We start from the raw sequence: 25633 nt of genomic DNA on the forward strand, positions 1-25633 counted from the left end.
CGCGGCCCCACCCGTCCTCCGACGCTCAATCGTCAGCCTTTGGCTCGATCACCTCGGAATGCCCGGGTGCATTGACCTCAGACTGGTGCAGGGCCGCGGAATCCAGCTTGGCGCCTTTGTCATAGGACAGGTCCTCATTGACCTCTTTCACCTCCACTTTTGCCGGCTCTGCAGGCGGTCTGACCTCAGCCCCATGTTTTGTATCGTCTTGGTTCATAATCATCAAGTCCGCCCATACCTGACCGGTCGCAAACGGAAATGCCGTTCAATCCCAGCTTACGCCGGCCATCCGCCATCACCGCTTTCGCTGAACGTCCTTGTTCTCGATGTCCCCGCGGTTGCGTTTGTGATCAGCCGCCGGGAGTTCCTCATACATCTTCGCATTCAGGTTGGCCTGTGCTTTTTCAGTCAGAATGCGGCGGCCCTGGACCATGGCCTTGTTGATGACGCCGGGAATGATGATGAGATCCCCATTCACCATTCCTTTGTAACCGGCTTCCGCGACATCCTGCGGAGCCATGAGGTTTCCTTCCTGGAAGATCCTTGCTTCTTCCATGCCGGCCTTTGGGAAGAAATCCGTGTCCGTAGCTCCAGGGCAAAGCGCCGTCACCTGCACACCGGTGTTCTCCAGTTCCACGGAGAGTGCCTCGCTCCACGACAGAACGAATGCCTTCGTCGCATGATAAACCGCCATGGTCGGACCGGGTTCAAAACCGGCAACCGAGGCCGTATTGAAAAGAATGCCACGACCGCGGGCCACCATTTTCGGCACGAACAGCTTCGACAGCCGCAGGACCGCATCAATGTTGAGCCGCACCATCGACAGATCCTTGTCAATCGACTGCTGCCACCACGCCCCGTGGTAACCGTGGCCCGCATTGTTCACCAGGATGTCCACGTGGGTGCCCCGCTGATGGAGATCATCATAGATTTCCCGGGCGGCACCAGAATTCTCGAGATCCTTGGCGATGATCTCGACCGGGATTCCATAGATGGCGGTCAGCTCGGTCCGGAGTTGCTGCAGTTCCTGTTCCACGGGCGCGACCAGGATCAGGGGATGGCCGTGCTTCGCGAACTGATGCGCCAAATACATACCGATGCCACTGCTGCAACCGGTGATAAGGGTGACTTGATTCCGGGGATCCATCGTTGGGATTCTACGTAGGGTTGTTTGGGATTCAGGCCCCAGCCGGGGCGGCAACGAGTTGCGGCTCTTCGTGAACGGCCTGCTCTGCCAAGAGATTCCTTTCCGGAGGCAGTCCGGGCTTGATGACGACCTTGATGCAGCCATCCGACTTCGTGCGGAATTTCTCGTAGGCATCCGGCGCATCCTCAAGGGCGATCCTGTGGGTGATGACGAACGATGGATCGATTTCGCCGCGCTCGATCTTCTCCAGCAAAGGCTGCAGATAGCGCTGCACGTGGGTCTGGCCCGTCTTCACGGTGAGCCCCTTGTTGACCAAAGCTCCGAAAGGAATCTTGTCGAGCAGACCGATATACACTCCAGGAACCGACAGGGTGCCGGCCTTCCGGCAGGCCATGATCGCCTGACGCAGAACATGGGGCCGGTCCATGGACAGATTGATGGCCTGCTTCGCCCGGTCGATCACCGCATCCAGTGAGCCCGTGCCGTGGGCCTCCGCACCGACCGCATCGATGCAGCGGTCCGGCCCCCTGCCACCGGTCATCTCGATGAGACGGTCGTGGATCTCATCCTCCTCGAAGTTCAGGATCTCCGCGCGTCCATGGGTGCGGGCCATTTCAAGGCGCTCCGGAACGCGGTCGATCGCGATCACCCGGCCGGCGCCAAACATCCAGGCACACTGGATGGCGAATTGTCCGACCGGGCCGCATCCCCATATGGCGACCGTATCCCCGGGTTCGATGCCCGCATTCTCCGCTGCCATGTATCCGGTGGGAAAGATGTCGGAGAGGAAAACCACCTGCTCGTCCGAAAGACCGGACTCGATCTTGATCGGCCCCACATCCGCGTGGGGCACCCGGAGATACTCGGCCTGGCCGCCAGGATAGCGGCCCAGCAGTCCTGAGTAACCGAAAAGACCGGCAGGGGCATGCCCCATCGCCACCTTCGCCACCTTCGCCAGATCGGCACCCGGATTCGTGGTGTCACACGCGGAGTACAGTTGCTTCTGGCAGAAGAAGCAGCAACCGCAGGCGATGACGAACGGAACGACCACACGGTCCCCTTTCCGGAACTTCTTCACCTCCGATCCGACCTCTACCACGATTCCCATCGGCTCGTGGCCGATGATGTCCCCGGCCTCCATGGTCGGCATGAGGCCGTCGTAAAGGTGGAGGTCCGAACCGCAGATTCCCGATGCGGTCACCTGGATGATGATGTCCTTGGGATCGAGGATGGTGGGATCGGGTACGTTGTCGACGCGGACGTCGCCTTTGCCATGCCAGCAGAGAGCTTTCATTTTGAGTGGTAGTGAAGGTTTGGTTAGGAGCGGACGGCGGAAAGATGGCCCGCCAGCCAGTTTTCGATTTTCGCCGCGACTTCTTCCCAGCCGGGCGCGCCACAGATGAAATGATCCCGGCCGGTGAATTCGGCATACTCATGGTGTGAGCGCTCGTCCTCGTAGGCGTGGGCGTTCCGCCGAACCAGTGAGGCAGGGATGATCTCGTCCTTTTCCGCGCCGATCAGGAGAAGCGGGGCATGCGGTGCCTTGAGATTGATCTGACCTTCGTCGCCCATGATGTCCCGGAGCACCTGGCGGCTCTCATGGACCGCGTATGCTCCGAATGCGGCGTTGCTCTGGGCTTCGGAAAGCGTGTTCGCGAAGTTCTGATGGAAGCCCTCCGGGGTCATCTCATACGGATCATCCCCCGCGAACGGATTGGTGATCGACGCGCTGTTGCGGAGGAAGCCCCAGTCAAAGGCCAGCATCCGGTTGGGAGCGACCGAACAGATCCCGATGGCCGCGGAAACCAATCCGTCGGCCAACAGCTTCTGGGCAAGCAATCCTCCGAGCGAGTGACCGATGACGACGGGCGGCTGATCCTCTCCCCTGAGCACGTCCCGGTAGTATCCATGGAGGTCCGAAAGCTTGAGTTCACCCAACCCCTCCGGCGGATCCGCGCGCAGGTCCGCCGGTTCGGCGGCGTGGAGGGGCCATGGAGCCGCCTCACACGGATAACCCAATGCGGAAAAGTGTTCGACCCAATGTTCCCAGGATTTCGCGGTCAGGAACATGCCGTGGATGAAAATGATCTTTGGTTTCATGAGTGCCGAACCCTGTTGCGTCCAGCATGCCAACGCCTGAAATGCTTGACCCATCATCGGACAACCGCGGTTTCGTTGGGCGGCGTGTTGCGAATCCGTTAGTTAGAGCCGCATTTTGCATTTCAAGGCCAGCGTAGCTGATCCCTTGTGACCGCACGATCCTGTGCGAGCGTCTTCCAGATCCGCAATATCATGCCGATAATCTGGAAGAACACCGCTCTGTTGCTTATTGATGTGATCAACGACATGGAATTTCCCGAGGCTTCCGCCCTTCTGCGGCAAGCCCTACCCGCTGCACACCGTATCGCCGCACTGCGGAAGAAGGTGGCATCCAAAGGCGTGCCCGTCATTTATGTGAATGATAATTTCGGGCACTGGCAGTGCGATTTCAACGCGCAGATCCAGCGATGCCTGGCGGAAGATTCGAAAGGCCGGGAGGTGGCGAAACTGCTGCTTCCCGGACCGGATGACTATTTCGTGCTGAAGCCCAAACACTCCGGATTTTACTCCACCTCGTTGGATGTCTTGCTCTCCTACCTCGGGGTGGACACTTTGATCCTCACGGGATATGCGGCTGACATCTGCGTCCTCTACACGGCGAATGACGCATACATGCGGGATTTCTCGCTGATAGTCCCTTCCGATTGCGTTGCCGCGGAGTCCGAAGCGAAACGGAAGCGTTCCTTGGAGCACATGCACGGCCTGCTAAAGGCCCGCGTGTGTTCTTCGGCGTCGATCCGTTGACCCATTCCCTGGCATGGTCCCTGCGAAAGACGGACGACCGGATTGCCCGAACACGACTCCCAATGAACACTTCGATATTCGACCGCCGGCGTGCCGGCCTCCTCGTCCCGGCTTATGCCCTCAGACATTCGGATGATTTCGGTATCGGCGATACGCTTGCGGTGAAGAACGCGGTCGATTTCTGCGCGGACCATGGCTTCACGGTCCTCCAGCTTCTGCCGATCTTTGAAACCATCGGGGATCCCAGTCCCTACAGCCCGGTGAGTTCCCACGCGCTCTCACCATCACTCCTATCCCTTGTTCCGGAAGCGGTGCCTGGTCTTGATCGTGGAATGGTCGATCACCTCTGCCCTCCGGTGTGGCGGGAAGAGCTACGGTCGGGAGATGTGAGTTATCATGTCATCCAGCCGCTGAAGAACGAAATTCTTGTTGCCGCCTACCGGCAATTCATCAGGGAGGGTGATGGTGATCTGCACCGTGCGTTCGCAACCTTCAAGGAAGAGGAAGCAACCTGGCTCTCACCCTACACGCTGTACCGCGTTCTGGTCGGGAAGTATCACGGGGATACCCGGTGGAAGGACTGGCGGCCGGAACACCGGACCTATGCGGCGGCGCTCCACTGGTTGCAGATGCAGCCGGATCACGAAAGCCTGTCAACACGCCGGGATGAGTTCGCATTCATACAATGGGTGGCAGACCGCCAATGGAGATCAGTGAAAAACCACTGCGACGCCCGGGGAGTCCGTCTTGTGGGAGACCTGCCCTTTGGCATGGCTCCTGACAGTTGCGATGTTTGGGCGGAACCCGCGCTTTTCGATACGGATTGGAGCATGGGCACGCGTCCGCTCGCCCATTTCGACACCAGCAAGGACGCGGAACGCTGGGGGCAGAATTGGGGCTTTCCTCCTTACCGCTGGGAAAACCACCGGTCATCGGGCTTCCAATGGTTCGACGACCGCTTCCGCTGGATGAGACGGTTCTTCCATGGATGCCGGATAGATCACCTGAGGGGTTATTTCAGAGCTTACATGTTCCCTTGGGCCGGCGGGGCGCGCCACGTGGAATTCTCGGCGCTGGACGAGATCCAGGCTGCCGAGAGGACGGGTGGGCTCCTGCCCCGGTTCGTCCCCGGCCCGGACGACGATGAAATCACCGCCGGGATGAACGACCTCCAAGGCAATGAACTGATTTCACGGATGGCGGATGCCTCGGGCGACATGGATCTCGTCGCGGAGATCATGGGGGAGATGCCCGCATACATGGCCCGCACGCTGGAAGAACGGAAGCTCGCCAACCTCGCCTTTCCGCAACTGCTGGTCGATCCCGCCGGCGAACACATCATTGCCCCCGGCCAATTCCGGGAATTGTCCCTGGTCAGCTACGCCAACCACGATAACGCGCCACTCGCCCAACTTTATCCGCAGCTCGCCAAACACGCGGGGGCCGATCCTGCCAATCCGGATGCCCTCGAACTCCGGAGATTGCTTTCCTTCGTCGGCTGGGACGGAAGTGCTCCCGCCGACATCAATGATGAATTGCTCGCCAAATTCCATTCGGGATTGTTCCAAACCTCTTCGCGGCTGGCGGTGCTGATGTGCTCCGACCTGCTGGGAATCCCGCTGCGGTTCAACCTGCCCGGCAGCTATGGCGAGGGTTCATGGTCCCACCGCCTGCCTTGGAGCCTGGATGAGCTGGCGAACGATCCACTCTACGGAAAGCGGATCGCCGTGGCCAAGACTCTCATCGACCAACATGGGCGAGGTGCCCGGTGATTGAGATCTTTCCCACGCTGGCCTCCGGATGGGGAGCCGGAGAGCCGCCATCATCACTGCGGGCCGTCATCTCCACACCTCCCCCTCAACTTCAGGCTTCCCACCGGTCACGCCATTTCACCCAGCCCGTGGGGCTCACAAGACGACGTCGGGCGGTGCGTATCTCGCGCTCCGGCGGACGGTCGCCCTGTGCGCGGAAGATCACGAATTTGTAGGCGATGGCCTTGCGCACTGATTCATTCAATGGAAGTTCGGCGAACCATGTGTTGGCGTTCACACACTCCATATAATAGGCCTTTTCCAAATCCCACCCTCCAAGTTCCGGACAGTCTCCGATGATCGCAAGCTGGTCGCCCGGCTCTGTGGGCGCGTTGTTCAACTGGATCACCGCCACCGTCGCGGCCCTGACATCCTCCCCCCGGCGGACAAGCACCACGCACTGCCATGGACGGAGATCGATCACGATCCTATCGTCTTTTACCTCGACGGGATTGTCCGTCAGGATGCACTCGTGATGGCCATCGGGAAATTCTACATTTTCGATCGTCAGCGTGCGTTGCGGACCCTTGTTGAGGATGACCAGACATCGCGAATCGCGGTACCTTCTGACGAAGACATACGTTTCCTCATCCACCCACTTCGGCCATTGTCCACCCCACTGGACGGCCCGGTTGCGCGATCTCTCCTCCGCAAGGATCCCGATGAGCCGCGTTGCTTCCGTTTCGCCCCACATTTCCATCATAGGGCGATTGTAGGGATCATCACCACCGTCCGTGTCATTGTGGAGGTATTGCTCGCACCCGTAATACAGACAGGGAATGCCCCGTGTCGTCAGAAGCAGCACCAGGGCGAGGTTCATTCCTTCATCAGCCACTCCAAGTGATTGGAGGCGGGGCATGTCGTGATTTTCGAAGAACGTCACCAGTTCGGTCGCTCCATGGTATTTCCCGTCAAGATCGAAGATCCTCTGGAGCGCATGGAAACCCGAAGGATCCTGACCGCTGAGACACTCCCGGATTGCCATGCAGAGGCCGAAATCGAGGATGCTCATGCCGGAGCGGTTCGCGAAATCCACCGAGGCATCGTTCTCGGGATGGCTGTAGATCCATTCGCCGAATCGGAACAGGTTGCGGTTGGCGGTCGCCATGTCCGCCGTGAATTCCTGCCAGAACCAGACCGGCATGTGCTTCACCGTATCAATCCGGAGCGCGTCCACCCCTTTTCCGACCCACTGGCGGATGGCATCCTTGATGTAGTTGCGGTAAAGGATGTTGTTTTCGTTGAACGTGGCGAGTCCTGCAAGTTCCCCGTTCTGCACCTGCCATTCATCGGTCCAGTCCAGCGTCGGGCCGTAGTGATGGTACCAATGATCCTTGTCGTTGTCGAAATCCGCCACCAACTCCCCATCATCGTACAATTTCCCCTTGCCGTCCTCCGTGTCCGGCGAGCTGTGGTTGCAGACGATGTCCAGCACATATTTCATGCCCTGCCGGTGCAGTTCCGCCAGAAGGCGGTCAAAGGTGGTGTCGTCACGGGTAAAGAGACGCTTTTCGGAAGGATCGTTCACCCACCGCGGATTGATCCGCTTGAAGTCGCTCGTCCAATACCCATGGATCGGTGCGTGCTGCTCATCGCCCCGGGTCATCGAGCGGATCTGTTCGAACAACGGGGTCGTCCAAACCGCGGAAATCCCGAATGACCGCAGGTAAGGAATTCGGTTGATCAGCCCCTGGAGATCGCCTCCCCAATACTTCCGCCAGTCCTGGTGGGAGGCGTCATACATCTCATCCCCCTCCTCACGCGGCTTTTCAGGCATGCCGGATTCGAACCGATCCAGCACCAGGAAATACATCGTGTCCGACCGGAACTCCACGTCGGATCCCGCCAAGGTTTCCAGCTCCAGCTTTTCCGATGGACTCATGGTTGTGTTCGCGTTGCTCCAGCCTTCACCCCGTCCCCTTCCACCACCCGTTCCCCGGAGACCATGCTGGCCTTCCCCGCCTTCACGCGCCACTCCTCGACCTCATCCCGCTGGCGGATCGCCTCCAACTCCAGATCCTGGAAGTTGAAATCCTTCCATTCCGGGAACCATGGCTGGATCTCGCGCATGATGATCCACAGCAGCCGCTTGCCCTGGATTCCGAGCGCGAGCATCTCCAGCGCCTCGAACATCCCCAGCTTGCCCGGCTCCACTTTCTCCCACATCAATTTCAAGCCTCCCACCCGCGCGGCGATGCCGCCCGCCGCCTTCATCAGCGCGCTGGGTTCTTCCTCGATCCTTTTCAGCAATCCTTCCAGCGTTGATCGGTCTTCCTCGATCTTTCCTTTCAGCTCGATGAAGAAACGCCGGGCATCCGGATCGTCATGATTCTCCGCGATTTCCTCGACCAGCAGCAGAGCACCTGAGGAGCCTGCAAGGTGGTCATTCACGTAACGTGTCAGTTCTTTGTCCATGGCAATTTTCGATGAAAGCATGCGCGAGATCAGCCGCCCGTTTCAGATTCCGGAGCCGTCACTTCCTTGCTTTCCGGGGACCCTTCCTGCCGGAGAAAGATACTGAGCACCACAATGGCGAATACTGCCAGAAACTCGCTCTGCCAGTTCTGGAAAGACTGGAACCAGAAATCCGGACTGGAAAGAAAGGCGGCCAGTGATTGTTCGGGCAGGCGATGTTCGCCACGCATCGCGTTCTCCTCGGCCAAGCCCCCAAGGACGTGGACGATAAATGAAAGAAGGAACAACGCCAGGAATGCCAGGGACAACGAATTTCTATAGATCCAGCTGTACTGTTGCCGTCCGGCGGCAGACAGGCGGCCCTCGTTTGAACGCTCCGGATCCTTTGATTCCGCCCAGCCTTTCTGGAAAAGGAAACAAGTGAGCACCACGTAAGCCCCCATCTGGAGAAACTCACTTTCCCAGTTCTCCCCGGTGGCCTGCCAGAAATGTCCCGACCGCAGGTAGGCGGGCAAGTCAGCGGGTGGTTGCTGGTGGAGCGCCGCATCCTCGTTATGGACTTTCCAGCCACTCACCGCCTGCCCTGCCCAGAACACCAGAAACAGCGTCGCAAGCACGAGTGACAGACCGTTGTACCTGAAGAAGAACCTTTTCATGGGCCGGATGCGGATTGGAAAATATGGGGCTGCAGTGCGAGCAGATCCTCCGCGACGCGTTGGGCGGCCAGCTGCAGATCAAGGATAACCCCGGCATCCCCAACGAGATCCAGCTGCCCGGCAAGACGCGAGGTGATCTCGCAAGCGGCATTCCAATAAGCCACGATCCTCAGAACATGGGCGATGATCATGAGGTCCCTGGTGCCAGGGTCCTCCACCGAAGCAATATGCGCATTCCCACCTTCGATGAGTCCGGCGATCGCCTTGCACCTGTCGTTCCCCGGCTCCCTGCCATGGCGCCGGAAGAGATCCATGATCTCCTCATAATGGAGCACCACATCCTGCGAACAGGCCGTGAGCAGTGTCCGCAGCCCGTCATCCGCGGTGACCACCACCAGATCCGGCAAATGGCCGCCCAGCTGGGATGTCATGCTTCGCAGGTCCTTCATCTGATCGAAGAACAGGTCTGCCGGTGAATGGACAGAAGCAGTCATGGCAAGAATACATCAGCCTTGGAGGAGCGATTGGGCTCCATCGACATAGATTTCCGTTCCTGAGATATGGTTCGATGCTCCGGACAGGAGAAACCGGATCGCCTGGGCAACCTGATCCGCATTACCGGGAGTTCCGCCCGTAAGCGGCACATCTCCATCCGGAAACTCAACCGGCAGATGCAGGCCCTCCAGATCCCGCCGCTTCGTGGAGTCGTCAATGTTCGTTTCAATCGCGCCGGGGCAGACCGTGTTGAACCGGATCCGATCTTTGGCGCACTCCAGTGCCAGCATCCGGGAAAAGGCGACCTGCGCTGCTTTCGAGCACGCATAAGCCGTAGCTCCGGAGTTGCTGAAGATGCGCGTTCCGTTGATGGATGCCACCACCACCACGGAGCCGCCGCCGGCTTTTCTCAGGAGGGGCAAAGTCTCACGGACCGTGAGGAACGTCCCGCCCAAATTGATGGCGAGCGTTTTGTTCCACTCCTCCAGTCCGATCTCCTCGAGCGGAGCCCACACTCCGTTGATGCCGGCATTGGCAACCACGCCACTCAGGCGTCCCCATCGTTCACCGATCATTCCGGCGGCGCGGCGCATGTCCTCCTCCACGGAAATATCCGCGGTGATGAGCAGGTGATCCCTCCCACCTCCGCGGATCGAATAGAACACGTCCGCGAGTTCATCCTCCGTTCGCCCGAGCAAGGCGACATCCGCCCCTTCCCTGGCTAGCAGTTCCGCCGCGGCCCGTCCGATGCCGGAGCCAGCGCCGGTCACGAGGATGCGGGAGCCCTTGAGTGATTGTTCCATGAAAAGATCGTTCTGTGGTGAACACCGCGGGCGGGGCCGGAATCGGATCCCCGCCCCGCTCCCCTGAATCCATCAATCTTCGACAGGTGCGGAGGCTATGATCTTTTCAGACGCGGTGGTCAGTTTCTTGTCCGTCGCGCCTTCCTCATCTTCCGTTGTCTTGAGCAACTTCGCCACTTCCTTGTTTCCGATGGCTTCCGCAAGGGCGCGGGCCGTTCCGTAGCCGGAGATCTCATAGTGTTCCACCTTCTGGGCGGCCGCGATGAGTGCGAGGTCCTTGATGTGTTCGTCAGCCTCTTCCTTGATGGCTTCTTCCCCTTCCTCCACCAGTCCCTTCATCGCTTTGCAGCTCAGGCCGCGCGGGCTGGCACCCAACAATTCGGCGACCTGCTCGAGGCGGGTGACGTGGACTTTGGTTTCCTCCAGGTGGCCTTCGAATCCCTTTTTGAGATCCGGATCGTTCGCGGCTTTCGCCATTTTCGGCAGCGCCTTCACGAGCTGGGTTTCCGCGCTGTAGAGGTCCTTCACGTTGTGGATGAGAAGCTCTCCGAGGGTATTCAATTTGGACATGGCGTTGGTGGTTGGTCGATTGGTTGATGGATCGAATCCGGAGGAAGCCTTCGCAATCCAGATGCCAAGACCGAGAATCCATCAATCACCGGCATCTTGCCGTTTTTTGTGGCCCGAACAGAGCTAAAATGCGGAATGCGGAACGAGGCGGCCCTTTCTCGTGCAACCAGCGGATCGCAATTCGCAATCATCATGACATCCGCCTCACCAGCGACCATATCATGGTCCGGAACGACCAACACATCGACTTACAGGTCTCCGGCAAGGGCTTCGTACCTCGACGCGGCGCGTTTCTCAAACCAGTACGGAGTGGTCTCGATCATAAGAGTGGAGGGTTCTTTGCAGGGGCCATGCCATGGAGCGGGATGCCAGTTCCGAAATCTGGCTTGGCATCTGCGGAGTGGCCAACATGCCTGAAATCATCACTCTCGAGGATTTGCTCGTTCACTGCATCAAAGATCTCCACAGCGCGGAAACCCAGTTGGTGGACGCTCTCCCCAAACTGGCGGCGGCCCCCACGGATCCGGCCCTGGCTGACGCCTTTGCCAACCATTTGAAGGAAACCAAGTCCCACGTGATCCGCCTTGAGCAGGCTGCGGAGCTGCTCGGCGCTTCGCCCCATGGCGTGACCTGTAAGGGAATGGAAGGTCTGATTGCCGAAGGACGGGAGATCCTCCGCATGGAGGTAGGCACGCCATTGAAAGACCTGGCGCTGACCGGAGCCGCCCGCAAGGTGGAGCATTATGAAATCGCGTCCTATTGCGCGGCGAAGGAACTCGCGGAAGCCTGTGGCAACCTTGAAGTGGTGGCGCTTCTCCAGACCACCGAAGAGGAAGAGAAATCAGCCGAGAAACTTCTGATGGCCTTGGGCGCGAGGGCAGTGGCGGGTGCTCCTTCCGCATCGAACCCGATCATGTAACCGACCGTCATGATGGTACTTTTCTCAAACCGGCTTGGCTGCCTCGGTTCGTTGCTCATATCGGCGATCGGCACCGCCATCCTGATTCTTGGCCTTCGGGCATGCCACTTTGCCGGCTGATCTTGATTGCATTGCGCCAACCGCGGGAGGCGAACTGCGCGACCATCCCATTCCTGATCCCCGTCATCACGTTGGTGGGAGCATCCCCTTTCGCGCATTGCCGGCAGGCACACATGCTGCAAAGCTTCCGATCCCCATGGCTTCGAAAAAACAAAAAGCACCGGCCGGCAAAGTCGCCAAGTCCGTGAATACCCCTGCCGAAACCCACCAAACAGCTTCGGAATCATCCCTCGCCCTCACCACCAACCAGGGGCTGCCCATTTCCGACAACCAGAACTCCATCACCGCAGGTGTGAGGGGGCCGGTTCTTCTGGAAGACTTCATTCTACGTGAGAAAATCACCCATTTCGACCATGAACGGATTCCCGAACGGGTGGTTCACGCCCGTGGCTCGGGAGCGCATGGATTCTTCCAACCTTACGAAAGCGCCGCCGACATCACCATGGCGGGCTTTCTGCAGGATCCACGGAAAAAGACCGAAGTGTTCGTCCGGTTTTCCACCGTCGCGGGAGGCGCGGGTTCGATTGACCTGCCCCGGGATGTCAGGGGGTTTGCAGTCAAGTTCTACACGGACGAGGGAAACTTCGATCTGGTCGGCAACAACATCCCTGTCTTTTTCATCCAGGACGCGATGAAGTTTCCGGATGTGGTTCACGCCGTGAAGATGGAACCGGACCGCGGGTTTCCCCAGGCGGCATCGGCCCACGCGACTTTCTGGGACTTCATCTCCCTCACTCCGGAAAGCATGCACATGATCATGTGGGCCATGTCGGACCGCGCCATCCCGCGGTCCTACCGGATGATGGAAGGCTTCGGCGTCCACACTTTCCGCTTCATCCATGCGACGGGCGAATCGAAATTCGTGAAGTTCCACTGGAGGCCTCTGCTGGGAACCGCCGCGGTCGTATGGGACGAAGCCATGAAGATTAGTGGAGCGGACCCCGATTTTCACCGCCGCGATCTCTGGGAAGCCATCGACAAGGGGGATTTCCCCGAATGGGAACTGGGCGTTCAGGTTTTCGACGAAGCCACCGCCGCCACGTTGGACTTCGATGTCCTCGATCCCACGAAGTTGATTCCGGAAGAAGTCATTCCACTCCGGATGCTTGGAAAGATGATCCTGAACCGGAACCCGGACAACCACTTTGCCGAGACGGAACAGGTCGCCTTTTGCCCAAGCCACATCGTCCCGGGAATCGGCTTTTCCGATGACCCCCTCCTCCAAGGACGCCTATTCTCTTATCTGGACACCCAGCTCATCCGGCTGGGAGGGCCGAACTTTCATCAAATCCCCGTGAACGCGCCGAGGTGCCCGATGAGGAATTTCCAGCGTGACGGGCTTCATCAGATGAGCGTGCCCAAAGGCCGTGTGGCCTATGAACCAAACAGCCTGGCACCATCCGCTCCCCGCGAATGCCCGATGCATGGCTTCCGGACCCCGCCTGTTGAAACGACCGGCGAAAGGCTCCGCAAGCGCTCGGAAACGTTTGCGGACCACTACTCCCAGGCACGCCAGTTTTTCCGCTCGATGACTCCGCCCGAGCAGAACCACATCGCCAGTGCTCTGGCGTTCGAGCTGGCGAAGGTCGAGTTCAAAGGCATCCGCCGGAAAATGCTCGGCCATCTTCTGCACATCGAGCAGTCTCTGCATGATACGGTGGCGGACGCGCTGGGCATGGCAGGCGAGGCGGAAGCGATCACTCCTGCCGTTGAACCGCGTGATCTGCCTCCATCTCCCGCTTTGAGCATCATCGCCAAGAATCCCGGCATCCTCAAAGGAAGGAAGGTCGGTATTCTTGTCACCGATGGTTTCGACGCCGGGCTTCTACCAAAACTCCAGGCAGCCCTGATCAAAGAAAAAGCAACCGTCGCAATCATCGCGCCGAAAATCGGGGGAGCCTCCGGGGATGACGGAGCACTCCTTGAGGCGGACTTCGCTCTTTCCGGCGGACCCTCCGTTCTTTTTGACTCGGTTTTCATCCTCGCTTCCGCGGAAGGAATGAAACCTCTGCTGGGCGAGGCCGCCGCCGTCAACTGGGTCCGGGATGCTTTCGCCCATCTCAAGGTGATCGGTCACGTCCCCGCGGCGCAGCCCCTTCTCCTTGAAGCGTCGGTGGTGCCGGATGCGGGAGTCGTCCCGGTGTCGGACAAGAAATCCCTCGCCGCATATGTCAAAGCCGCAAGGAATGGACGACTTTGGGAACGTGAACCTTCACTGAGAAGCATCGGGTAACCTTGAACCCTGCCACCCACCAATGGTTCGACGGTCCTCCGGCACTCAACCGGAGGTTCGTCATCTATCTTCCCAGCCGGAAAGAAGACGGAGCTGAAATTCCCCGGCTCCAACAGCTGGCGTCCGGCATCGCAGGCATGTTGAGCGAACGCTTCGGAGGAGCGACGACGTACCCAGCTACAGGTCACTTCGGTTCACAACGCGAAGACATCCTGGTGATTGAATGCTTTTGCGGAGAGAAGGCTTGGCAGGCTTCCTCCTCCTATTTGTTCTCCTTGGTCAAAGCACTGGGGGCCTACTGCGACCAGGAAATGATCGCCTGTTCCCTTGATGGCACGATGTTGCTTGTATCCCCGCACGCTGGGGACAGGAAGTCAGCCCCACCAGATAGATCGATTGTGGAAAGTTTGATGGTTCACGGGCACTGAGGCTTGGCCTGGGGACCGGAGATGGATTGCCTCCCACGCATTGCTGGTTTAGTATAACACACTATGGCAGAACATCCTAAGAGGCCCCCTTACTCGGACAGCCAGATTCCGGCACTGGAAAAGGAAGTTGCGCGGTTGAGGAAGAAGCTGCTGCGGGAATATCCGGATGCGACCCCTGAACAGTTGGAAGTCGCCATTGGTAATGCGCTGAAGGTCGCCAACCCGAGGGACAAGGAGCGGGTCGAGGAAATTACACGCCACCATCTGGGCTATCTTCCTTGATTGCCAGCAACGGAGACACGGAAACTTTTGAGCGGCATCAAGGAATGCTCGGAAGGCCGCACGTTCGGGCTGGCAGCATGTCAAGCGGCCCGGCTGGAACCTGCAACCTAAAGCAGGTTCATCCGTGACGGACACATGCCTATTGAAAAGAACCGAAGGGCCGACCCGCTCACCCACGGTTTGTCGCAGAAGTAATGTGATTGGAGCGAGTGAGCCTCATTTCTCTGCCGGGAGGCCCTTTCCCGTCAGCGCCTTGCGCGACGCCATCCGAGCCACGCCTCCGATCGCACCAGCGAGCGCGGTCCATACAATCGCCTGGGACCACGAGACACTCCTTGTCGCGGGGTTGCGCGGAGGATCCTCTCCTGTGTAGGCAAGATAACCCCGGCCGACCGCTTTACGCGCGAGAAGGTCCGCGAGTGCTGGCACGGCAAGGGCGATTCCCGCGAGAACGAGATGCTTCGGCGTAAGGGACTTCATGCTAAGCACAAGCATAGCACATTCTGAGTTTTCCGCAGCAGAACGCCATCGTTGAAAGCGGAAAATTCATGGTACACGTCTGCGGCATGAATCCCGATTCCCCAAGAACTCCGTTCAAGGGCAATCGAGACGACGATGGCACAATTTGACTTCGCCAAGGGGATCGCGGCGGGATGGAACATCAACACTCACCCTCACCACGAAGGAGGCGTTCCAGCACCCGGCGAAATGAAGCGGATCGCCCGCGAACTGTTCGAAAGAGCGTGGAACGATGAAGATGCCCGGAACTGCGAATACTGTCATGGAGGCCTTCGTGCTGCCCGGACCGAGGGCTGCCTCTCCCTCCAGTTTATCTGCAAGCGCTCCGCGCAGCACCCGTGGACGTGTTCAGGCCATTTGCGGCAGGATGGCCGGTTCTACGGCGGGCTTCCAGTTCCAAGGCAGGAGAAGATCGATCTCCGAACTCTTCATTGCAGACAGCCGTTCCAGCACATCCCGAACGTGAGAGTATGGTTTGTGACCGTGCCGCTTCGCGCTTTCGATCAGCGTATAGATGATCGCGATGGTTCGGCCGGTGCCCTCGCCTCTCACGTAAAGCCAGTATTTCTTACCCACCGCCGTCGGAGGTCGCGTTCTCCGTGAGGTTGGTGTCGTTTTCGACCTCCTCATGGGTGAGGAAGGTTAGCGTCTCCAGCGCATTCTCCTCAGCACCGCTGTTACGTGGTGGGACGGCTCCCGGGTTTCACGGGCCATGAGATTCCCGATCTCATGCAGATTCTGATGCGCCCAGCACGGGCAGGGAGGCGCTCCGCAACAATTTTGTATCGATACTTCGCGTGCAACTCGAAACAAAGGTAGCAGCAAAGCGCGTTAAATCCCTGAAAACCAGCAATTAACTTTCAATTTCTTTCGTGATCTCCCAAAGGCGAACCCCTGCCCGTGCGGCTACTACGGTGACATCAAGCGCGAGTGCCGCTGCTCGCCGCGCCAGATCGAGAACTACCGCCAGCGCATCTCCGGCCCGTTGCTCGACCGCATCGACCTCCATGTCGAAGTCCCGCTCGTCGATTTCAAGGAACTCTCCTCACAGGCACCCGGCGGCGAGAAATCCTCCGTCATCCGTGAGCGCGTCGTCGCCGCGCGGGACATCCAGCTCGGGAGGTTCGGCAAATCCGGCATCACCAGCAACGCCGCCATGACCCCGCGCCTCGTCCGCCAGCACTGCAAGCTGGACGCCGAAAGCAACGGCTACCTGGAGCACGCCATGGAGCAGATGAGCTTCTCCGCCCGCGCGCATGACCGCATCCTCAAGGTCGCCCGCACCCTGGCCGACCTCGGCGGTGCGGAAAACATCCGCGCACAGGACGTGCTGGAGGCGATCCAATACCGGGCGCTGGACCGGAAGTTGTTCAGTTGATTGCGACGGCATCCCCCCCCCGATCCGCGGGGCGCTTCCTCTTTCCCGCACGCTTCCTCCTCGCCGCCGCGCTCAACCCGTGTCCTTGTGGGCTCGCACCACGCAGACCATCAGAACAAACATCACTCATGAATATTTCGCTCAACGATCAATGAGATAGCCTGGTATCCGATGATTTCCGTCGTCTCCTCTCAATCCATCCACCCGCCGCTCTGCGGAGCTTTCTGAGACCGATGCCATCCTGTTTGGTCTCCATAATGAGGCCATGCCCCAATCCCTTCGCAAGCCACACCCGTTCGTCGCCTACTCGCCTCAGGAAACCGAACAACGAAATTTCGGTATCCTGTGGCGTTAGCGGCGGTCCATGATACGATGGAGGATGATTTTCAGGGTGAGTGCGGATTTAAACTACGATCTCAGGAAACCCGCCACTCTCCTGTTTGCCATCAAGGCCGGCAGTACCCGCAGGCAACGGATTTTAAATGAATTTTTTTATGTCGATCCGCCGACGGAGGCCGACCACTTCGACTCCTCCTGCGGGATGAACCGCTTCACCAGAATATGCCCGCAGGTAGGTCCATTGCATGTCCGATATCAGGCGGACGTGGAAACGAAATACCAATCGACCGACCCTTCCTCTATCCATGACAGCACATTGAAAAGCATCCCGCCGGATGCGATGCCCTTTCTGTTCCCGAGCCGATATTGCCAATCCGACCGATTCCGCAGCCACGCATGGGATCTCTTCGGCCATCTTCCCTCACAGTATGCGATCGCCCAAAAAGTGAGCGACTGGATTTACCATCATGTCGATTATCAGCCCGGAACAACGACCGAACAATCTTCCGCGATCGATACGTTCGAACAGCGGACCGGTGTCTGCCGGGACTTCGCCCATCTTGGCATTGCGTTGTGCAGGGCGATGAGTCTGCCCGCCCGCTATGTTTCCTGTTATTCGCATCTTCTCCAGCCGAGCGATTTTCACGCGATCTTTGAAGTGCTCATCAGTGGCACGTGGTATGCTTTTGATCCAACCCGTCTCGCACCACTCAGGGGGATAGTCCGGATTGCCACCGGAAGGGACGGCGCGGACACTTCCATTTGCACCATGTTCGGCAATCCGTTGCTGGTGGGCATTGAAGTCATCTGCAACGCCAGGGACAACGACTTTGTCGAAACTCCGGATGAATTTGATCGTGATGCCAGGAAGGCTGTCTCTTTGCTTTGAGATCGTTAGATGGTCACACCGTATGCCTGAGAATCGGGCGGGGTTCAGTCATGAAGCGACGGTGGCCTGCCTGTTCGGGGCAGGTAGGGAAGTCCAGCACTGTAGAAATAAAAGTTTGCTTCGTTTCCAGAGAGGCTTACATTTTCACTGGTCGCAAGCTTTCTGCTCGATCTGCTTGTCCGGTGCTATAACGCAGTATTCCCGCCAAGGTTTTTGAATACACGCGTTATCAGAATACAAAAAAATGGACATCTACGTGGGCAATCTGCCCTACACCGCTACCGAGGCTGACATTCGTGAACTATTTTCTGAATTCGGCGAGATCCAAACGGCCAAAATTATCACCGATCGTGAAACCGGGGGGTCGAAGGGCTTCGGTTTTGTAACTCTTGCGGACCAATCCCGTGTCAGTGATGCCGTCCAGGCGCTCAATGGGCATAACTTTCATGGTCGGCCACTGAAGGTGAATCCTTCGGAGCCTAGGCCAACTTCGTCCGGCGGCGGCTATGTTAGCCGCCAAAGTGGTGGTGGCGGCGGCTACGGCGGTGGCCGCGACAAGAGGAACACGGGCTATTGATATGGCTTGGTTGGCCTGCCTCCCTCCGGGGGAGGTGGCTGTTTTTCCCACCGGTCCTCAGGAGAGGACGATTGTTGATGGTCAATGCCAGTTGCTTCCGAACAGTTCGGATGAGCTGGACAGCTCCTCAGGTAGCGACCTTATGCCAACCTACATCTACGAAACCGTTTCTGAGGTCTGTGGCGAGATTCCAGTCCGTTTCGAAATCCAACAACGGATGGATGACCCGAAACTAACTCACCACCCGGATACCGGTGTGCCTGTGAGACGGTTGATCTCCGCAGGGTTTGTCACGCGGCGCAGCGCCCCCGCTCCATCGGTCGGCACTGTGACTGATGCCTCCTGGCATCACAAAGATTAACTGCGATCTGCCCGGAACAACACTCCATCCCAAACTTCCTCCAGGGATCAGGTCAAGATGGTTCCCAAACTACTTATGCTCACTGAATCTAATCCGCGACACTCCTGTCCGGCACCACCGGTGGATTGGAAAAAACTTGTTTCAAAGTACAGGCGACCTTCCAACCAGAAGGCTGTCATCCAGATCATCAATACAATTGGTGCTTACCTGGTGAGCTGGGTGATGATGTATTTTGCTCTTCGGATTTCATGGTGGTTGGTCGTTCCATTTATTCTTCTGGCAGGATCTTTGCTCGTCCGGACTTTCATCATTTTCCACGATTGCTGTCACGGATCATTCTTGGAATCGCGGAGAGCCAACCACGTTCTGGGATTCCTCAGCGGAGTCCTGACGTTCACGCCCTACTATCATTGGCGTTGGGAACATACCCTGCACCATGCTTCATCCGGGGATTTAGACCGCCGCGGTGTGGGTGACATCTGGACGATGACCTTGGCAGAATACGTTGGTTCCGGCAAACGAACACGCTTCCTTTACCGGATTTCCCGGAACCCTTTCGTTATGTTCGCGGTCGCGCCCGTATTCTTACTGTTCATTTACCAAAGGTTCTCCGGCAGAAATGCCAAGGCACGTGAGCGGTGTTCCGTATGGCTGATGAATCTGGCGATTTCCTTCATATACGCGGTGGCTGCCTGGTTCTTCGGACCGAGGGAATTTTTCATCATTCTCACAAGCGTTGCCATGATTGCAGGCGGTGTGGGGGTATGGTTGTTTTACGTCCAGCATCAGTTCGAGGATGTCATCTGGGAACGCAAAAAAGGATGGGAGTTCGCGGCCGCCGCGATGCAGGGCAGCTCCTACTACAAGCTTCCCGGGATACTCCAGTGGATCAGCGGAAACATCGGATTCCATCACATCCATCATTTGTGCCCGCAGATCCCGAACTACAATCTCCAGGCGTGCCATGAGTCGGATGCCTTTTTCTCGTCGGTGCCACCTGTGACCCTGAGGGAGAGCTGGAAGACCACTCGTCTGAAGCTCTGGGACGAAAAGAATCGTCGGTTGGTGGGATTTTCCGCCGTCGGTCGGGCCGCCGCTTGGCCGGTCCAGAAATAATCGTCCGGGTGCCGCCATGGTCGGGCTGGAGACAGCGGATGAGCTTCCCATCGATCTGGAGATGGTCGATCTGCTGATGTCATCCCGGATCTCTCTGCACATGCGGCCTCGCCGACCTCGGCGGTTCGGAAAACATCCGCCCGCAGGACGTGCTGGAGGCGATTCAATACCGGGCGCTGGACCGGAAATTGTTCAGTTGATCCGTCCGGTCTGTATCCATCGACATGAGCTCGCGGCGTCCCCTCCCTTGACCCGGTGGTGGCCGGACGCTATTGAAGGGGAATGAAAGCGCGGCTCCCCCACCTTGCACGCATCAGCGTATCCGTCATTCCCCTGCTGGGAGCCATGGCCCATGGGGCGGTGCTGGCCGAATACACGTTCGACAACAACCTCGATCCCACCGCCGGCGGTCCGGCGAACGTGACGCCAACGACGATGACAACGACCGGTTTCAACGTGGCCTATACGTTGACCGACCCACCGGGGGGAACCGGCAATCCGGCTGCCGCGGTGACCATGGATCAAACCGCATCATCATTTGGCTCGGATTACTACCAGTTCATGCTCACCCCGGGCAGCGGATATACGCTGGATCTGACGAGCCTCACTTTCTTGTTCAATGTCAACGGCAGCCAGGCGGCCAGATTCGAGCTGCGCTATGATGATTTGTCGGACGCCTCAGGTTTCGTGGTTGTCGGCATGACGGACGCAGCGCTCGATACAAGCGCTTTGACCGCGAATTTCGATCTGAGCGGAGCGCAGTTCTCCAATCTCACCCAGGGCATCGCCTTCCAGATCCATGTCCGGGACGCAACCAACAGCTCCGGAAACAGTGCACGAATCGACAACGTGATGGTGAACGGGGATGTGTTGGCGGTTCCGGAGCCATCGGTCGCGCTGCTTGCGGTGGCGGGAGGGATGGGCTTCGCGCTGCGGCGGAGGCGAGGGTGAATGACCGTCACCCTTCGGGCGGTGTTTCCAAACTCCCTGGACTCCACTGCCGGGATCTCTTGCTCACTCCACCGCCGGAGCACGGGAGACATCCGCACTCTCGCGGGAAATCACAACTGTGATCTGAGCAGGGATGCACTCAGGTCCGCGGCCTTCTGGAATACCGTCCGGTTCTCCCAGTCACTCAACGTGTATTCGGTCGAGCGCGATACGTCATCGTCGAACGCCTTGCCGGCGGACGCGGCGAAGCTCCCGTCGATGATGCTCAGGTTCGCCTCATCATTGAGACGGAAGGAACGGTTGTCAAAATTGGCGGAGCCGACGGACGTCCAGAGCCCGTCAATGATCATGCACTTGCAGTGATACATGGAGGGCTGGAAACGGTACACCCTGACTCCACTTTCCAAAAGCCTGCCCAGACGGTTGCGGGTGGCATGTTTCACGAAGAGCGAATCGATTTCATCTCCCGGCACGAGAATCTCCACGTCCACTCCGCGACGCGCGGCATCGATGAGGGTCTCCGTGGTCAGATCATCCGGAACGAAATACGCGTTCCCGATCTTGATGCTCCGTTGCGCCGAGTTGATGGACAGGAGGAACATGAGCCTGGCACTCTCGCTCCCCTCCATCGGCGAGCTTTTGAACATCTGGCATCGGTGGTTTCCCACCTTCTTGAGTTCCGGAAAATAATCATCGCCATGAAGCACGACGGCACGGGTTTTCATCCAGTTGTCCAGAAAGGCCGCCTGCATCTGGGCAACGACAGGACCTTCAACCCGGTAGTGTGAATCGCGCCATTCGTCCGCATTCCTCGCGTCGCCGGTCCACTCGTCGGCAATGCCGACACCACCGGTGAATCCAACGGTCCCGTCGATTACCAACAACTTCCTGTGCGTGCGATGATTTGCCCGCGCGATGTTCGCGATGTGATAGATCTCCAGCTCAACCCCGGCGTCCCTCATTCTCCGCAGGGATTCCGCGTTGATGCAGTTGCATCCGACCCCGTCGATCAGGACATGCACTTGGACACCCTCCGCCGCTTTCCTTGCCAGCGCGGAGGCGAACCGGTTCGCGATTTCCCCATCCCAGTAGATGAACGTTTCAAAGGTGATCGTCCGCTTCGCCCCCTCGATGGCGGCCAGCATGGCGGGAAAGATCTCGTCACCATTGTGAAGCGGCTCGACGTGGTTTCCGTGCAGGATCGGCGGCCCGAGCAGTTGGCTCATCGCCCTCTCGAACTGGGGGTCATCCACTCCATAGAAGTGTTTGATTTTCCTTTTGATCTTCTTCTCCCCTGAAATGAAATTCCGCCCGAAAATGGTCAGAGCCGCGGTGATGACGGCAGTCGAGGCGACGAGCAGCAGATCGGAGGAGCGGAGCTTCATATCGTGGGGATCTGGAAAGAGAAGCCATCACGGCCACAAATCAAGGCCATCGGGAAAACTTCCTCCATCGCCCTGATGGTCGCTTCGCGGCGGCCCATCCGGGATACAAAATGGTGCTCCACGGCTTCCAGCACCACGATGGCGTCATCGGCCACGATGCGAGGGAGGGTAAGGGTATCCGGCGGGAGTCCGAACCGTCCTGCAAGGCTCTCAGCTCCCCGCCTGGAGCACCCGCTGTCCGGATCCGCAGGAGTAATCTACTTTTAACGTCCCCTGAAAGAGAACCCGTCTTTATGTATTCATACTATTGATCCTCGCATAATAAAGTGACTTCAGCAGCTTCCTGGTTGCCGCATGGAAGGATGCGGCGCCCGGGCATCCTGCCCGGTGCCTGTATCCTTCGCATGGCAAGGGCCTGCGGGCAGGATGCCCGCGCCACTTCCTTGTCACTTCATTTTGCGAGGATCAATATATAGACATCGGAAAAAACGCCACTGGTAAGTTTTTCATTTTATTATCAGTGACTTCGAAACCATCCTCTAGCCGGACCACAATCCATCGCGAGCTTTAGCTTCCCAATCGAGTAGGCTTCACGCTCAGGAAGGTGAAGAGAACGGCCGATGCTCCATCGAACCACATGCCGCAAATCGTTCCAGGAAATATCGGTCAAATTATTAGCGAATTGATGATAAATGGTCTATTTACAAAGAGATGCGCTTGAGATAAGATTTCTCATCAAGGATATTCCGGGTGAACTATTCGGGAGAATTCCGGGCACCTTATCTCCCCTCATCTCATGCCATCACCATATCAAATCCTATATTCAGGACACATCATTAAAATCAGTCATCTTCTGGCTGTCATCATCTCCATGATCATTCCGCTTGCTCGGGCGCAGCCCGCGTTGAGGATCATTCCGGCTGCGGACGGGAAAACACACCGCATCGAAGCGGATGCTCCAGCAAGCCAGCAGAGTCGGTTCCTCATGAGTGAAGACATGAAGCTTTGGAAGCCTTTCCACACGCCTTTCGTCGGGAAAGGCAATGTCACGGTTCCCACGGACCTAAGTGCTGCCAGCGGAGCCCCGAAGCGTCTATTTTTCATGACCGCACCGGCGGACCCAATTGCCGAGTATGGTTATCAAGAATATTATTCATCTGCTGCGAATGCGCCAAATACGGTGGACTATTCCTACACTACCGGTGAGAGCCGGATCTCCCTTGTAAGATCCAAAAACGGCAACTTCGGAACGACCACCATTTTTGAGGGAAGTGTCTCTTTCGCGATTATCGAAAATCCTGAATCTACATCGATCATTATTTGTGAGATCGGACCCGATACACAGGGTGGAGCTGAGCTTTCCAACTACGCGCTTCGAATCAGCTTGGACGGTGACTTCACCACCACCGAGTTCATGGAGCGATCCACCAATGGAACATTCTCGTCGATCCTTCCTTTGTCCCGGGTACCGACTTCCATTTTGCTCGCCCGGCATCCTGCGAGAAAGTTGAACACCAGATCCACCAACGATGATGAAAATTTCGACTTGGACAAATTTGCGGAAGAGGCTTGTGAGAAATTCCAGACCGGCATTTTCATTCCCTTCATAGATTGGTTGAAAAACGCGAAAAAGGATGCCACAGACGCCATCCAGAAAAAGAAGACCCGGCTCGAGAAGCAGAAGGAAGATGCCCTTTTGGCCGCTTCCGAAAAATGGGAGAGATTCTCTGAGGATTGGGAAGAGGCAAAAAGCGAGTGGGTCACATCCCGCGAAAGTCCTCCGCAGGGGCTTATACACGAGATGCCTAGGGAGATGAGCAAGGGGGCGGCTGCCACCTATTCCCTCATCAACAGCGGCAACGCTCCTTATGTGGACGCGATGCAGGTTCCAAACGGCCGCGCCACCATTGATCTGGTGACTGCAAATCCTGTCGGAGGCACTGCTCCGGAAACTCCCACGAAGCTGCCTTTGAAAATCCTCAAACTCGAGGGCGACAAACAAGGCGTCGAGTGCGAGAACAGCTTTCTCCCCAAAAATCTCAAGATCAAGGTGGTAGACCAGAATCTAAAACCTATTCATTTCGTTCTCACTCAGTGGGAATCAAAGGCCGGGGGGGGATCCTTTGAAACCATCGGGCCCACGCATCCGACATGGATTACGGAACAGGATGGCACGGCGACGGCACGGTGGAAGGTGGGATCAAGGACCACTCCGGAGCAGAAATGTCAGGTGAGGATCTCGGACATCTCAACCAGTTTCCTCAGCGGCGAGGTTCTCGAAGCCCCATCCGAATTCGATGCCACACTTAAAGCGGATCTCGGCAATGTCCTCCATCTTGCCTGTGTGGGGCAATGGAACGTGATCAACTACGGCAACTACGACACAGATCCCGATCGAATTACGGCGAACTACAATTTCGAGCTGCTTCCTAGTGGGAGTGGAGCTTATCAGTTGGGGACGAAATATCCAGGAGTTTACAAGGTGGGTAGCAAAACCTATTATATCTCATGGTGGCTGGCGCGGTCATCCTGTGGATACAAGCTGCAGATGTCCGGATTCTGGCATCCCGCTTTCGATGGACTGGCCCGGGAGCATCTGACCTATCCACTCACGAGTTTCAAAACCTTCGGTTACGGCAGTCCGGGCCCTCTGCCGGTAAACCAGATTTATACGAAGAGATAACCTCGGAGGCTACATTTAGATCAATCTGACGCATCCACCGGCATACGGCACGTCAAACACGTACACTCTCATCCGACGATTCGTCGCCCAGCGGGCCAATCGCCCCCGAAGACTTGAGCACCATGAATGGGAGCATGCGATGCTTGGCAGGTTGCTTGTTGGGGTAGTTCTCTGGCAAACTCGACGGTGCCCTCCCGCCGAGGAAACTGTGGGGCTCTTCCTCGTTGTAGTCGGTCTTCCAGGCTTGAGAAGCTGGTGGGCACCGCCGAGGCTGACGAATCAATGCTCGGTAAGGCATGCGTCGCGGCAAGTGACGCTGAAACTTTCCGCAGACGCGTTTTGTACCGCTTTGCCGAGCTGGATGAAGGCCAGCTTCACACGATGTTAAGAGACCCGGCGATCCAGAGCCTTGCCGGTGAACTCCGGACCGTTGTCTATCAACCGCCAGCCACTCATCGACGTCCTCGCATGAGAATTGGGGCGGTATGATGGCTTCATGCCATCAGCTTTCGGGTATCCATGCTGACCCATTGAGAGTCCGTACTGATGTCTGAGGTGAAGCTTTCCGTTCGCAGCAGTGCAACTCACGTGACCGGATTCTGAAGGTGGCCTGCGCCTTGGCCGAGACCTCGGCGGTGCGGAAAACATCCGGCTCTAGGATCTGCTAAAGGCGATCCAATAGCCGGCGCTGGATAGGAAGTTTTTCAGTTGA

At 57.8% G+C, this 25633-nt stretch carries 25 protein-coding genes; 12 read left to right on the forward strand and 13 right to left on the reverse strand.

Going from position 1 to position 25633, the window contains the following annotated elements:
• Nucleotides 1-25: 25 nt before the first annotated feature.
• The 4 genes from OVA24_RS17690 to OVA24_RS17705 form a co-directional block, all read right to left on the reverse strand.
• A complete protein-coding gene (locus OVA24_RS17690; protein WP_267671443.1) occupies nucleotides 26-217 on the reverse strand; it encodes a hypothetical protein in 192 nt (63 codons plus the stop codon).
• A 78-nt stretch (nucleotides 218-295) separates the two neighbouring features.
• Nucleotides 296-1147: an SDR family NAD(P)-dependent oxidoreductase gene (locus OVA24_RS17695; RefSeq protein ID WP_267671444.1), complete on the reverse strand. Its 852-nt coding sequence runs from the start codon at nucleotides 1145-1147 to the stop codon at nucleotides 296-298.
• A 31-nt stretch (nucleotides 1148-1178) separates the two neighbouring features.
• Nucleotides 1179-2441, reverse strand: coding sequence for a zinc-dependent alcohol dehydrogenase (locus tag OVA24_RS17700; protein ID WP_267671445.1), 1263 nt, complete (start codon nucleotides 2439-2441; stop codon nucleotides 1179-1181).
• A gap of 23 nt (nucleotides 2442-2464) precedes the next feature.
• Nucleotides 2465-3247: an alpha/beta hydrolase gene (locus OVA24_RS17705; protein WP_267671446.1), complete on the reverse strand. Its 783-nt coding sequence runs from the start codon at nucleotides 3245-3247 to the stop codon at nucleotides 2465-2467.
• A 192-nt stretch (nucleotides 3248-3439) separates the two neighbouring features.
• On the opposite strand from OVA24_RS17705, the gene OVA24_RS17710 reads away from it, so the two are divergent.
• Together OVA24_RS17710 and OVA24_RS17715 are read left to right on the forward strand one after the other, a co-directional pair.
• Complete coding sequence (locus OVA24_RS17710; RefSeq protein WP_267671447.1) at nucleotides 3440-3991, forward strand: cysteine hydrolase family protein; 552 nt, start codon at nucleotides 3440-3442, stop codon at nucleotides 3989-3991.
• 62 nt (nucleotides 3992-4053) lie between these two features.
• Nucleotides 4054-5763, forward strand: a complete 1710-nt coding sequence (locus OVA24_RS17715) for a 4-alpha-glucanotransferase (protein ID WP_267671448.1) — start codon at nucleotides 4054-4056, stop codon at nucleotides 5761-5763.
• Nucleotides 5764-5854: 91 nt separating this feature from the next.
• Here the strand turns inward: OVA24_RS17715 and OVA24_RS17720 are convergent, their stop codons facing one another.
• The 6 genes from OVA24_RS17720 to OVA24_RS17745 all read right to left on the reverse strand — a co-directional run bounded on the left by OVA24_RS17720 (nucleotide 5855) and on the right by OVA24_RS17745 (nucleotide 10741).
• Entirely contained in the window at nucleotides 5855-7684 is a 1830-nt protein-coding gene (locus OVA24_RS17720) for an alpha-amylase family glycosyl hydrolase (protein ID WP_267671449.1), read from the reverse strand.
• The gene (locus tag OVA24_RS17725) at nucleotides 7681-8217 is read right to left on the reverse strand and encodes a hypothetical protein (protein WP_267671450.1); all 537 of its coding nucleotides are present in this window, start codon (nucleotides 8215-8217) and stop codon (nucleotides 7681-7683) included. The genes OVA24_RS17720 and OVA24_RS17725 overlap by 4 nt, the downstream gene beginning before the upstream one ends.
• A gap of 29 nt (nucleotides 8218-8246) precedes the next feature.
• Entirely contained in the window at nucleotides 8247-8873 is a 627-nt protein-coding gene (locus OVA24_RS17730) for a DUF6766 family protein (protein WP_267671451.1), read from the reverse strand.
• On the reverse strand, nucleotides 8870-9367 hold the full coding sequence (locus tag OVA24_RS17735; RefSeq protein WP_267671452.1) for a DUF892 family protein: 498 nt from the start codon (nucleotides 9365-9367) through the stop codon (nucleotides 8870-8872). Before OVA24_RS17735 ends, OVA24_RS17730 begins: the two co-directional genes overlap by 4 nt.
• Nucleotides 9368-9379: 12 nt before the next feature.
• Nucleotides 9380-10171 carry an SDR family oxidoreductase gene (locus OVA24_RS17740; protein WP_267671453.1) on the reverse strand — a complete coding sequence of 264 codons (792 nt, stop codon included), beginning with the start codon at nucleotides 10169-10171 and terminating at the stop codon, nucleotides 9380-9382.
• A 72-nt stretch (nucleotides 10172-10243) separates the two neighbouring features.
• Entirely contained in the window at nucleotides 10244-10741 is a 498-nt protein-coding gene (locus OVA24_RS17745; protein ID WP_267671454.1) for a YciE/YciF ferroxidase family protein, read from the reverse strand.
• A 409-nt stretch (nucleotides 10742-11150) separates the two neighbouring features.
• Between OVA24_RS17745 and OVA24_RS17750 the strand changes: the two genes are divergently transcribed.
• The 4 genes from OVA24_RS17750 (at nucleotide 11151) to OVA24_RS17765 (ending at nucleotide 14723) form a co-directional block, all read left to right on the forward strand.
• Complete coding sequence (locus OVA24_RS17750) at nucleotides 11151-11660, forward strand: ferritin-like domain-containing protein (protein ID WP_267671455.1); 510 nt, start codon at nucleotides 11151-11153, stop codon at nucleotides 11658-11660.
• 256 nt (nucleotides 11661-11916) lie between these two features.
• The gene (locus OVA24_RS17755) at nucleotides 11917-14013 is read left to right on the forward strand and encodes a catalase (protein ID WP_267671456.1); all 2097 of its coding nucleotides are present in this window, start codon (nucleotides 11917-11919) and stop codon (nucleotides 14011-14013) included.
• A gap of 2 nt (nucleotides 14014-14015) precedes the next feature.
• Complete coding sequence (locus OVA24_RS17760) at nucleotides 14016-14441, forward strand: hypothetical protein (RefSeq protein WP_267671457.1); 426 nt, start codon at nucleotides 14016-14018, stop codon at nucleotides 14439-14441.
• A 63-nt stretch (nucleotides 14442-14504) separates the two neighbouring features.
• Entirely contained in the window at nucleotides 14505-14723 is a 219-nt protein-coding gene (locus OVA24_RS17765; RefSeq protein ID WP_267671458.1) for a hypothetical protein, read from the forward strand.
• Nucleotides 14724-15590: 867 nt separating this feature from the next.
• Here OVA24_RS17765 and OVA24_RS17770 read toward each other — a convergent pair.
• Nucleotides 15591-15818, reverse strand: a complete 228-nt coding sequence (locus OVA24_RS17770; protein WP_267671459.1) for a transposase domain-containing protein — start codon at nucleotides 15816-15818, stop codon at nucleotides 15591-15593.
• A gap of 259 nt (nucleotides 15819-16077) precedes the next feature.
• Between OVA24_RS17770 and OVA24_RS17775 the strand changes: the two genes are divergently transcribed.
• The 5 genes from OVA24_RS17775 to mprA all read left to right on the forward strand — a co-directional run bounded on the left by OVA24_RS17775 (nucleotide 16078) and on the right by mprA (nucleotide 20853).
• Complete coding sequence (locus OVA24_RS17775) at nucleotides 16078-16620, forward strand: magnesium chelatase subunit ChlI family protein (protein WP_267675293.1); 543 nt, start codon at nucleotides 16078-16080, stop codon at nucleotides 16618-16620.
• Nucleotides 16621-16999: 379 nt separating this feature from the next.
• Nucleotides 17000-17848, forward strand: coding sequence for a transglutaminase-like domain-containing protein (locus tag OVA24_RS17780; protein ID WP_267671460.1), 849 nt, complete (start codon nucleotides 17000-17002; stop codon nucleotides 17846-17848).
• A 244-nt stretch (nucleotides 17849-18092) separates the two neighbouring features.
• Nucleotides 18093-18425: an RNA recognition motif domain-containing protein gene (locus tag OVA24_RS17785; RefSeq protein ID WP_267671461.1), complete on the forward strand. Its 333-nt coding sequence runs from the start codon at nucleotides 18093-18095 to the stop codon at nucleotides 18423-18425.
• 418 nt (nucleotides 18426-18843) lie between these two features.
• Entirely contained in the window at nucleotides 18844-19902 is a 1059-nt protein-coding gene (locus tag OVA24_RS17790; RefSeq protein ID WP_267671462.1) for a fatty acid desaturase, read from the forward strand.
• Between the two features lie 282 nt (nucleotides 19903-20184).
• Nucleotides 20185-20853, forward strand: coding sequence for a PEP-CTERM sorting domain-containing protein (mprA, locus tag OVA24_RS17795; protein ID WP_267671463.1), 669 nt, complete (start codon nucleotides 20185-20187; stop codon nucleotides 20851-20853).
• A 110-nt stretch (nucleotides 20854-20963) separates the two neighbouring features.
• Here mprA and OVA24_RS17800 read toward each other — a convergent pair whose 3' ends face one another.
• Both OVA24_RS17800 and OVA24_RS17805 read right to left on the reverse strand, forming a co-directional pair.
• Nucleotides 20964-22238 (reverse strand): phospholipase D-like domain-containing protein, encoded by a 1275-nt coding sequence (locus OVA24_RS17800; RefSeq protein ID WP_267671464.1) that lies wholly within the window; start codon nucleotides 22236-22238, stop codon nucleotides 20964-20966.
• Nucleotides 22235-22393 carry a hypothetical protein gene (locus OVA24_RS17805; RefSeq protein ID WP_267671465.1) on the reverse strand — a complete coding sequence of 53 codons (159 nt, stop codon included), beginning with the start codon at nucleotides 22391-22393 and terminating at the stop codon, nucleotides 22235-22237. The genes OVA24_RS17800 and OVA24_RS17805 overlap by 4 nt, the downstream gene beginning before the upstream one ends.
• Nucleotides 22394-23034: 641 nt before the next feature.
• On the opposite strand from OVA24_RS17805, the gene OVA24_RS17810 reads away from it, so the two are divergent.
• Nucleotides 23035-24921: a hypothetical protein gene (locus tag OVA24_RS17810; RefSeq protein WP_267671466.1), complete on the forward strand. Its 1887-nt coding sequence runs from the start codon at nucleotides 23035-23037 to the stop codon at nucleotides 24919-24921.
• Nucleotides 24922-25633 lie beyond the last annotated feature (712 nt).

Origin of the sequence: Luteolibacter sp. SL250 (assembly GCF_026625605.1) — a bacterium.
Lineage (GTDB): Bacteria > Verrucomicrobiota > Verrucomicrobiia > Verrucomicrobiales > Akkermansiaceae > Luteolibacter.

Coding starts and splice junctions, on each gene's coding strand:
- OVA24_RS17690 (WP_267671443.1), bottom strand. CDS start 217: ATGAACCAAGACGATACAAAACATGGGGCTGAGGTCAGACCGCCTGCA.
- OVA24_RS17695 (WP_267671444.1), bottom strand. CDS start 1,147: ATGGATCCCCGGAATCAAGTCACCCTTATCACCGGTTGCAGCAGTGGC.
- OVA24_RS17700 (WP_267671445.1), bottom strand. CDS start 2,441: ATGAAAGCTCTCTGCTGGCATGGCAAAGGCGACGTCCGCGTCGACAAC.
- OVA24_RS17705 (WP_267671446.1), bottom strand. CDS start 3,247: ATGAAACCAAAGATCATTTTCATCCACGGCATGTTCCTGACCGCGAAA.
- OVA24_RS17710 (WP_267671447.1), top strand. CDS start 3,440: ATGCCGATAATCTGGAAGAACACCGCTCTGTTGCTTATTGATGTGATC.
- OVA24_RS17715 (WP_267671448.1), top strand. CDS start 4,054: ATGAACACTTCGATATTCGACCGCCGGCGTGCCGGCCTCCTCGTCCCG.
- OVA24_RS17720 (WP_267671449.1), bottom strand. CDS start 7,684: ATGAGTCCATCGGAAAAGCTGGAGCTGGAAACCTTGGCGGGATCCGAC.
- OVA24_RS17725 (WP_267671450.1), bottom strand. CDS start 8,217: ATGGACAAAGAACTGACACGTTACGTGAATGACCACCTTGCAGGCTCC.
- OVA24_RS17730 (WP_267671451.1), bottom strand. CDS start 8,873: ATGAAAAGGTTCTTCTTCAGGTACAACGGTCTGTCACTCGTGCTTGCG.
- OVA24_RS17735 (WP_267671452.1), bottom strand. CDS start 9,367: ATGACTGCTTCTGTCCATTCACCGGCAGACCTGTTCTTCGATCAGATG.
- OVA24_RS17740 (WP_267671453.1), bottom strand. CDS start 10,171: ATGGAACAATCACTCAAGGGCTCCCGCATCCTCGTGACCGGCGCTGGC.
- OVA24_RS17745 (WP_267671454.1), bottom strand. CDS start 10,741: ATGTCCAAATTGAATACCCTCGGAGAGCTTCTCATCCACAACGTGAAG.
- OVA24_RS17750 (WP_267671455.1), top strand. CDS start 11,151: ATGCCTGAAATCATCACTCTCGAGGATTTGCTCGTTCACTGCATCAAA.
- OVA24_RS17755 (WP_267671456.1), top strand. CDS start 11,917: ATGGCTTCGAAAAAACAAAAAGCACCGGCCGGCAAAGTCGCCAAGTCC.
- OVA24_RS17765 (WP_267671458.1), top strand. CDS start 14,505: ATGGCAGAACATCCTAAGAGGCCCCCTTACTCGGACAGCCAGATTCCG.
- OVA24_RS17780 (WP_267671460.1), top strand. CDS start 17,000: ATGATTTTCAGGGTGAGTGCGGATTTAAACTACGATCTCAGGAAACCC.
- OVA24_RS17785 (WP_267671461.1), top strand. CDS start 18,093: ATGGACATCTACGTGGGCAATCTGCCCTACACCGCTACCGAGGCTGAC.
- OVA24_RS17790 (WP_267671462.1), top strand. CDS start 18,844: ATGGTTCCCAAACTACTTATGCTCACTGAATCTAATCCGCGACACTCC.
- mprA (WP_267671463.1), top strand. CDS start 20,185: ATGAAAGCGCGGCTCCCCCACCTTGCACGCATCAGCGTATCCGTCATT.
- OVA24_RS17800 (WP_267671464.1), bottom strand. CDS start 22,238: ATGAAGCTCCGCTCCTCCGATCTGCTGCTCGTCGCCTCGACTGCCGTC.
- OVA24_RS17810 (WP_267671466.1), top strand. CDS start 23,035: ATGCCATCACCATATCAAATCCTATATTCAGGACACATCATTAAAATC.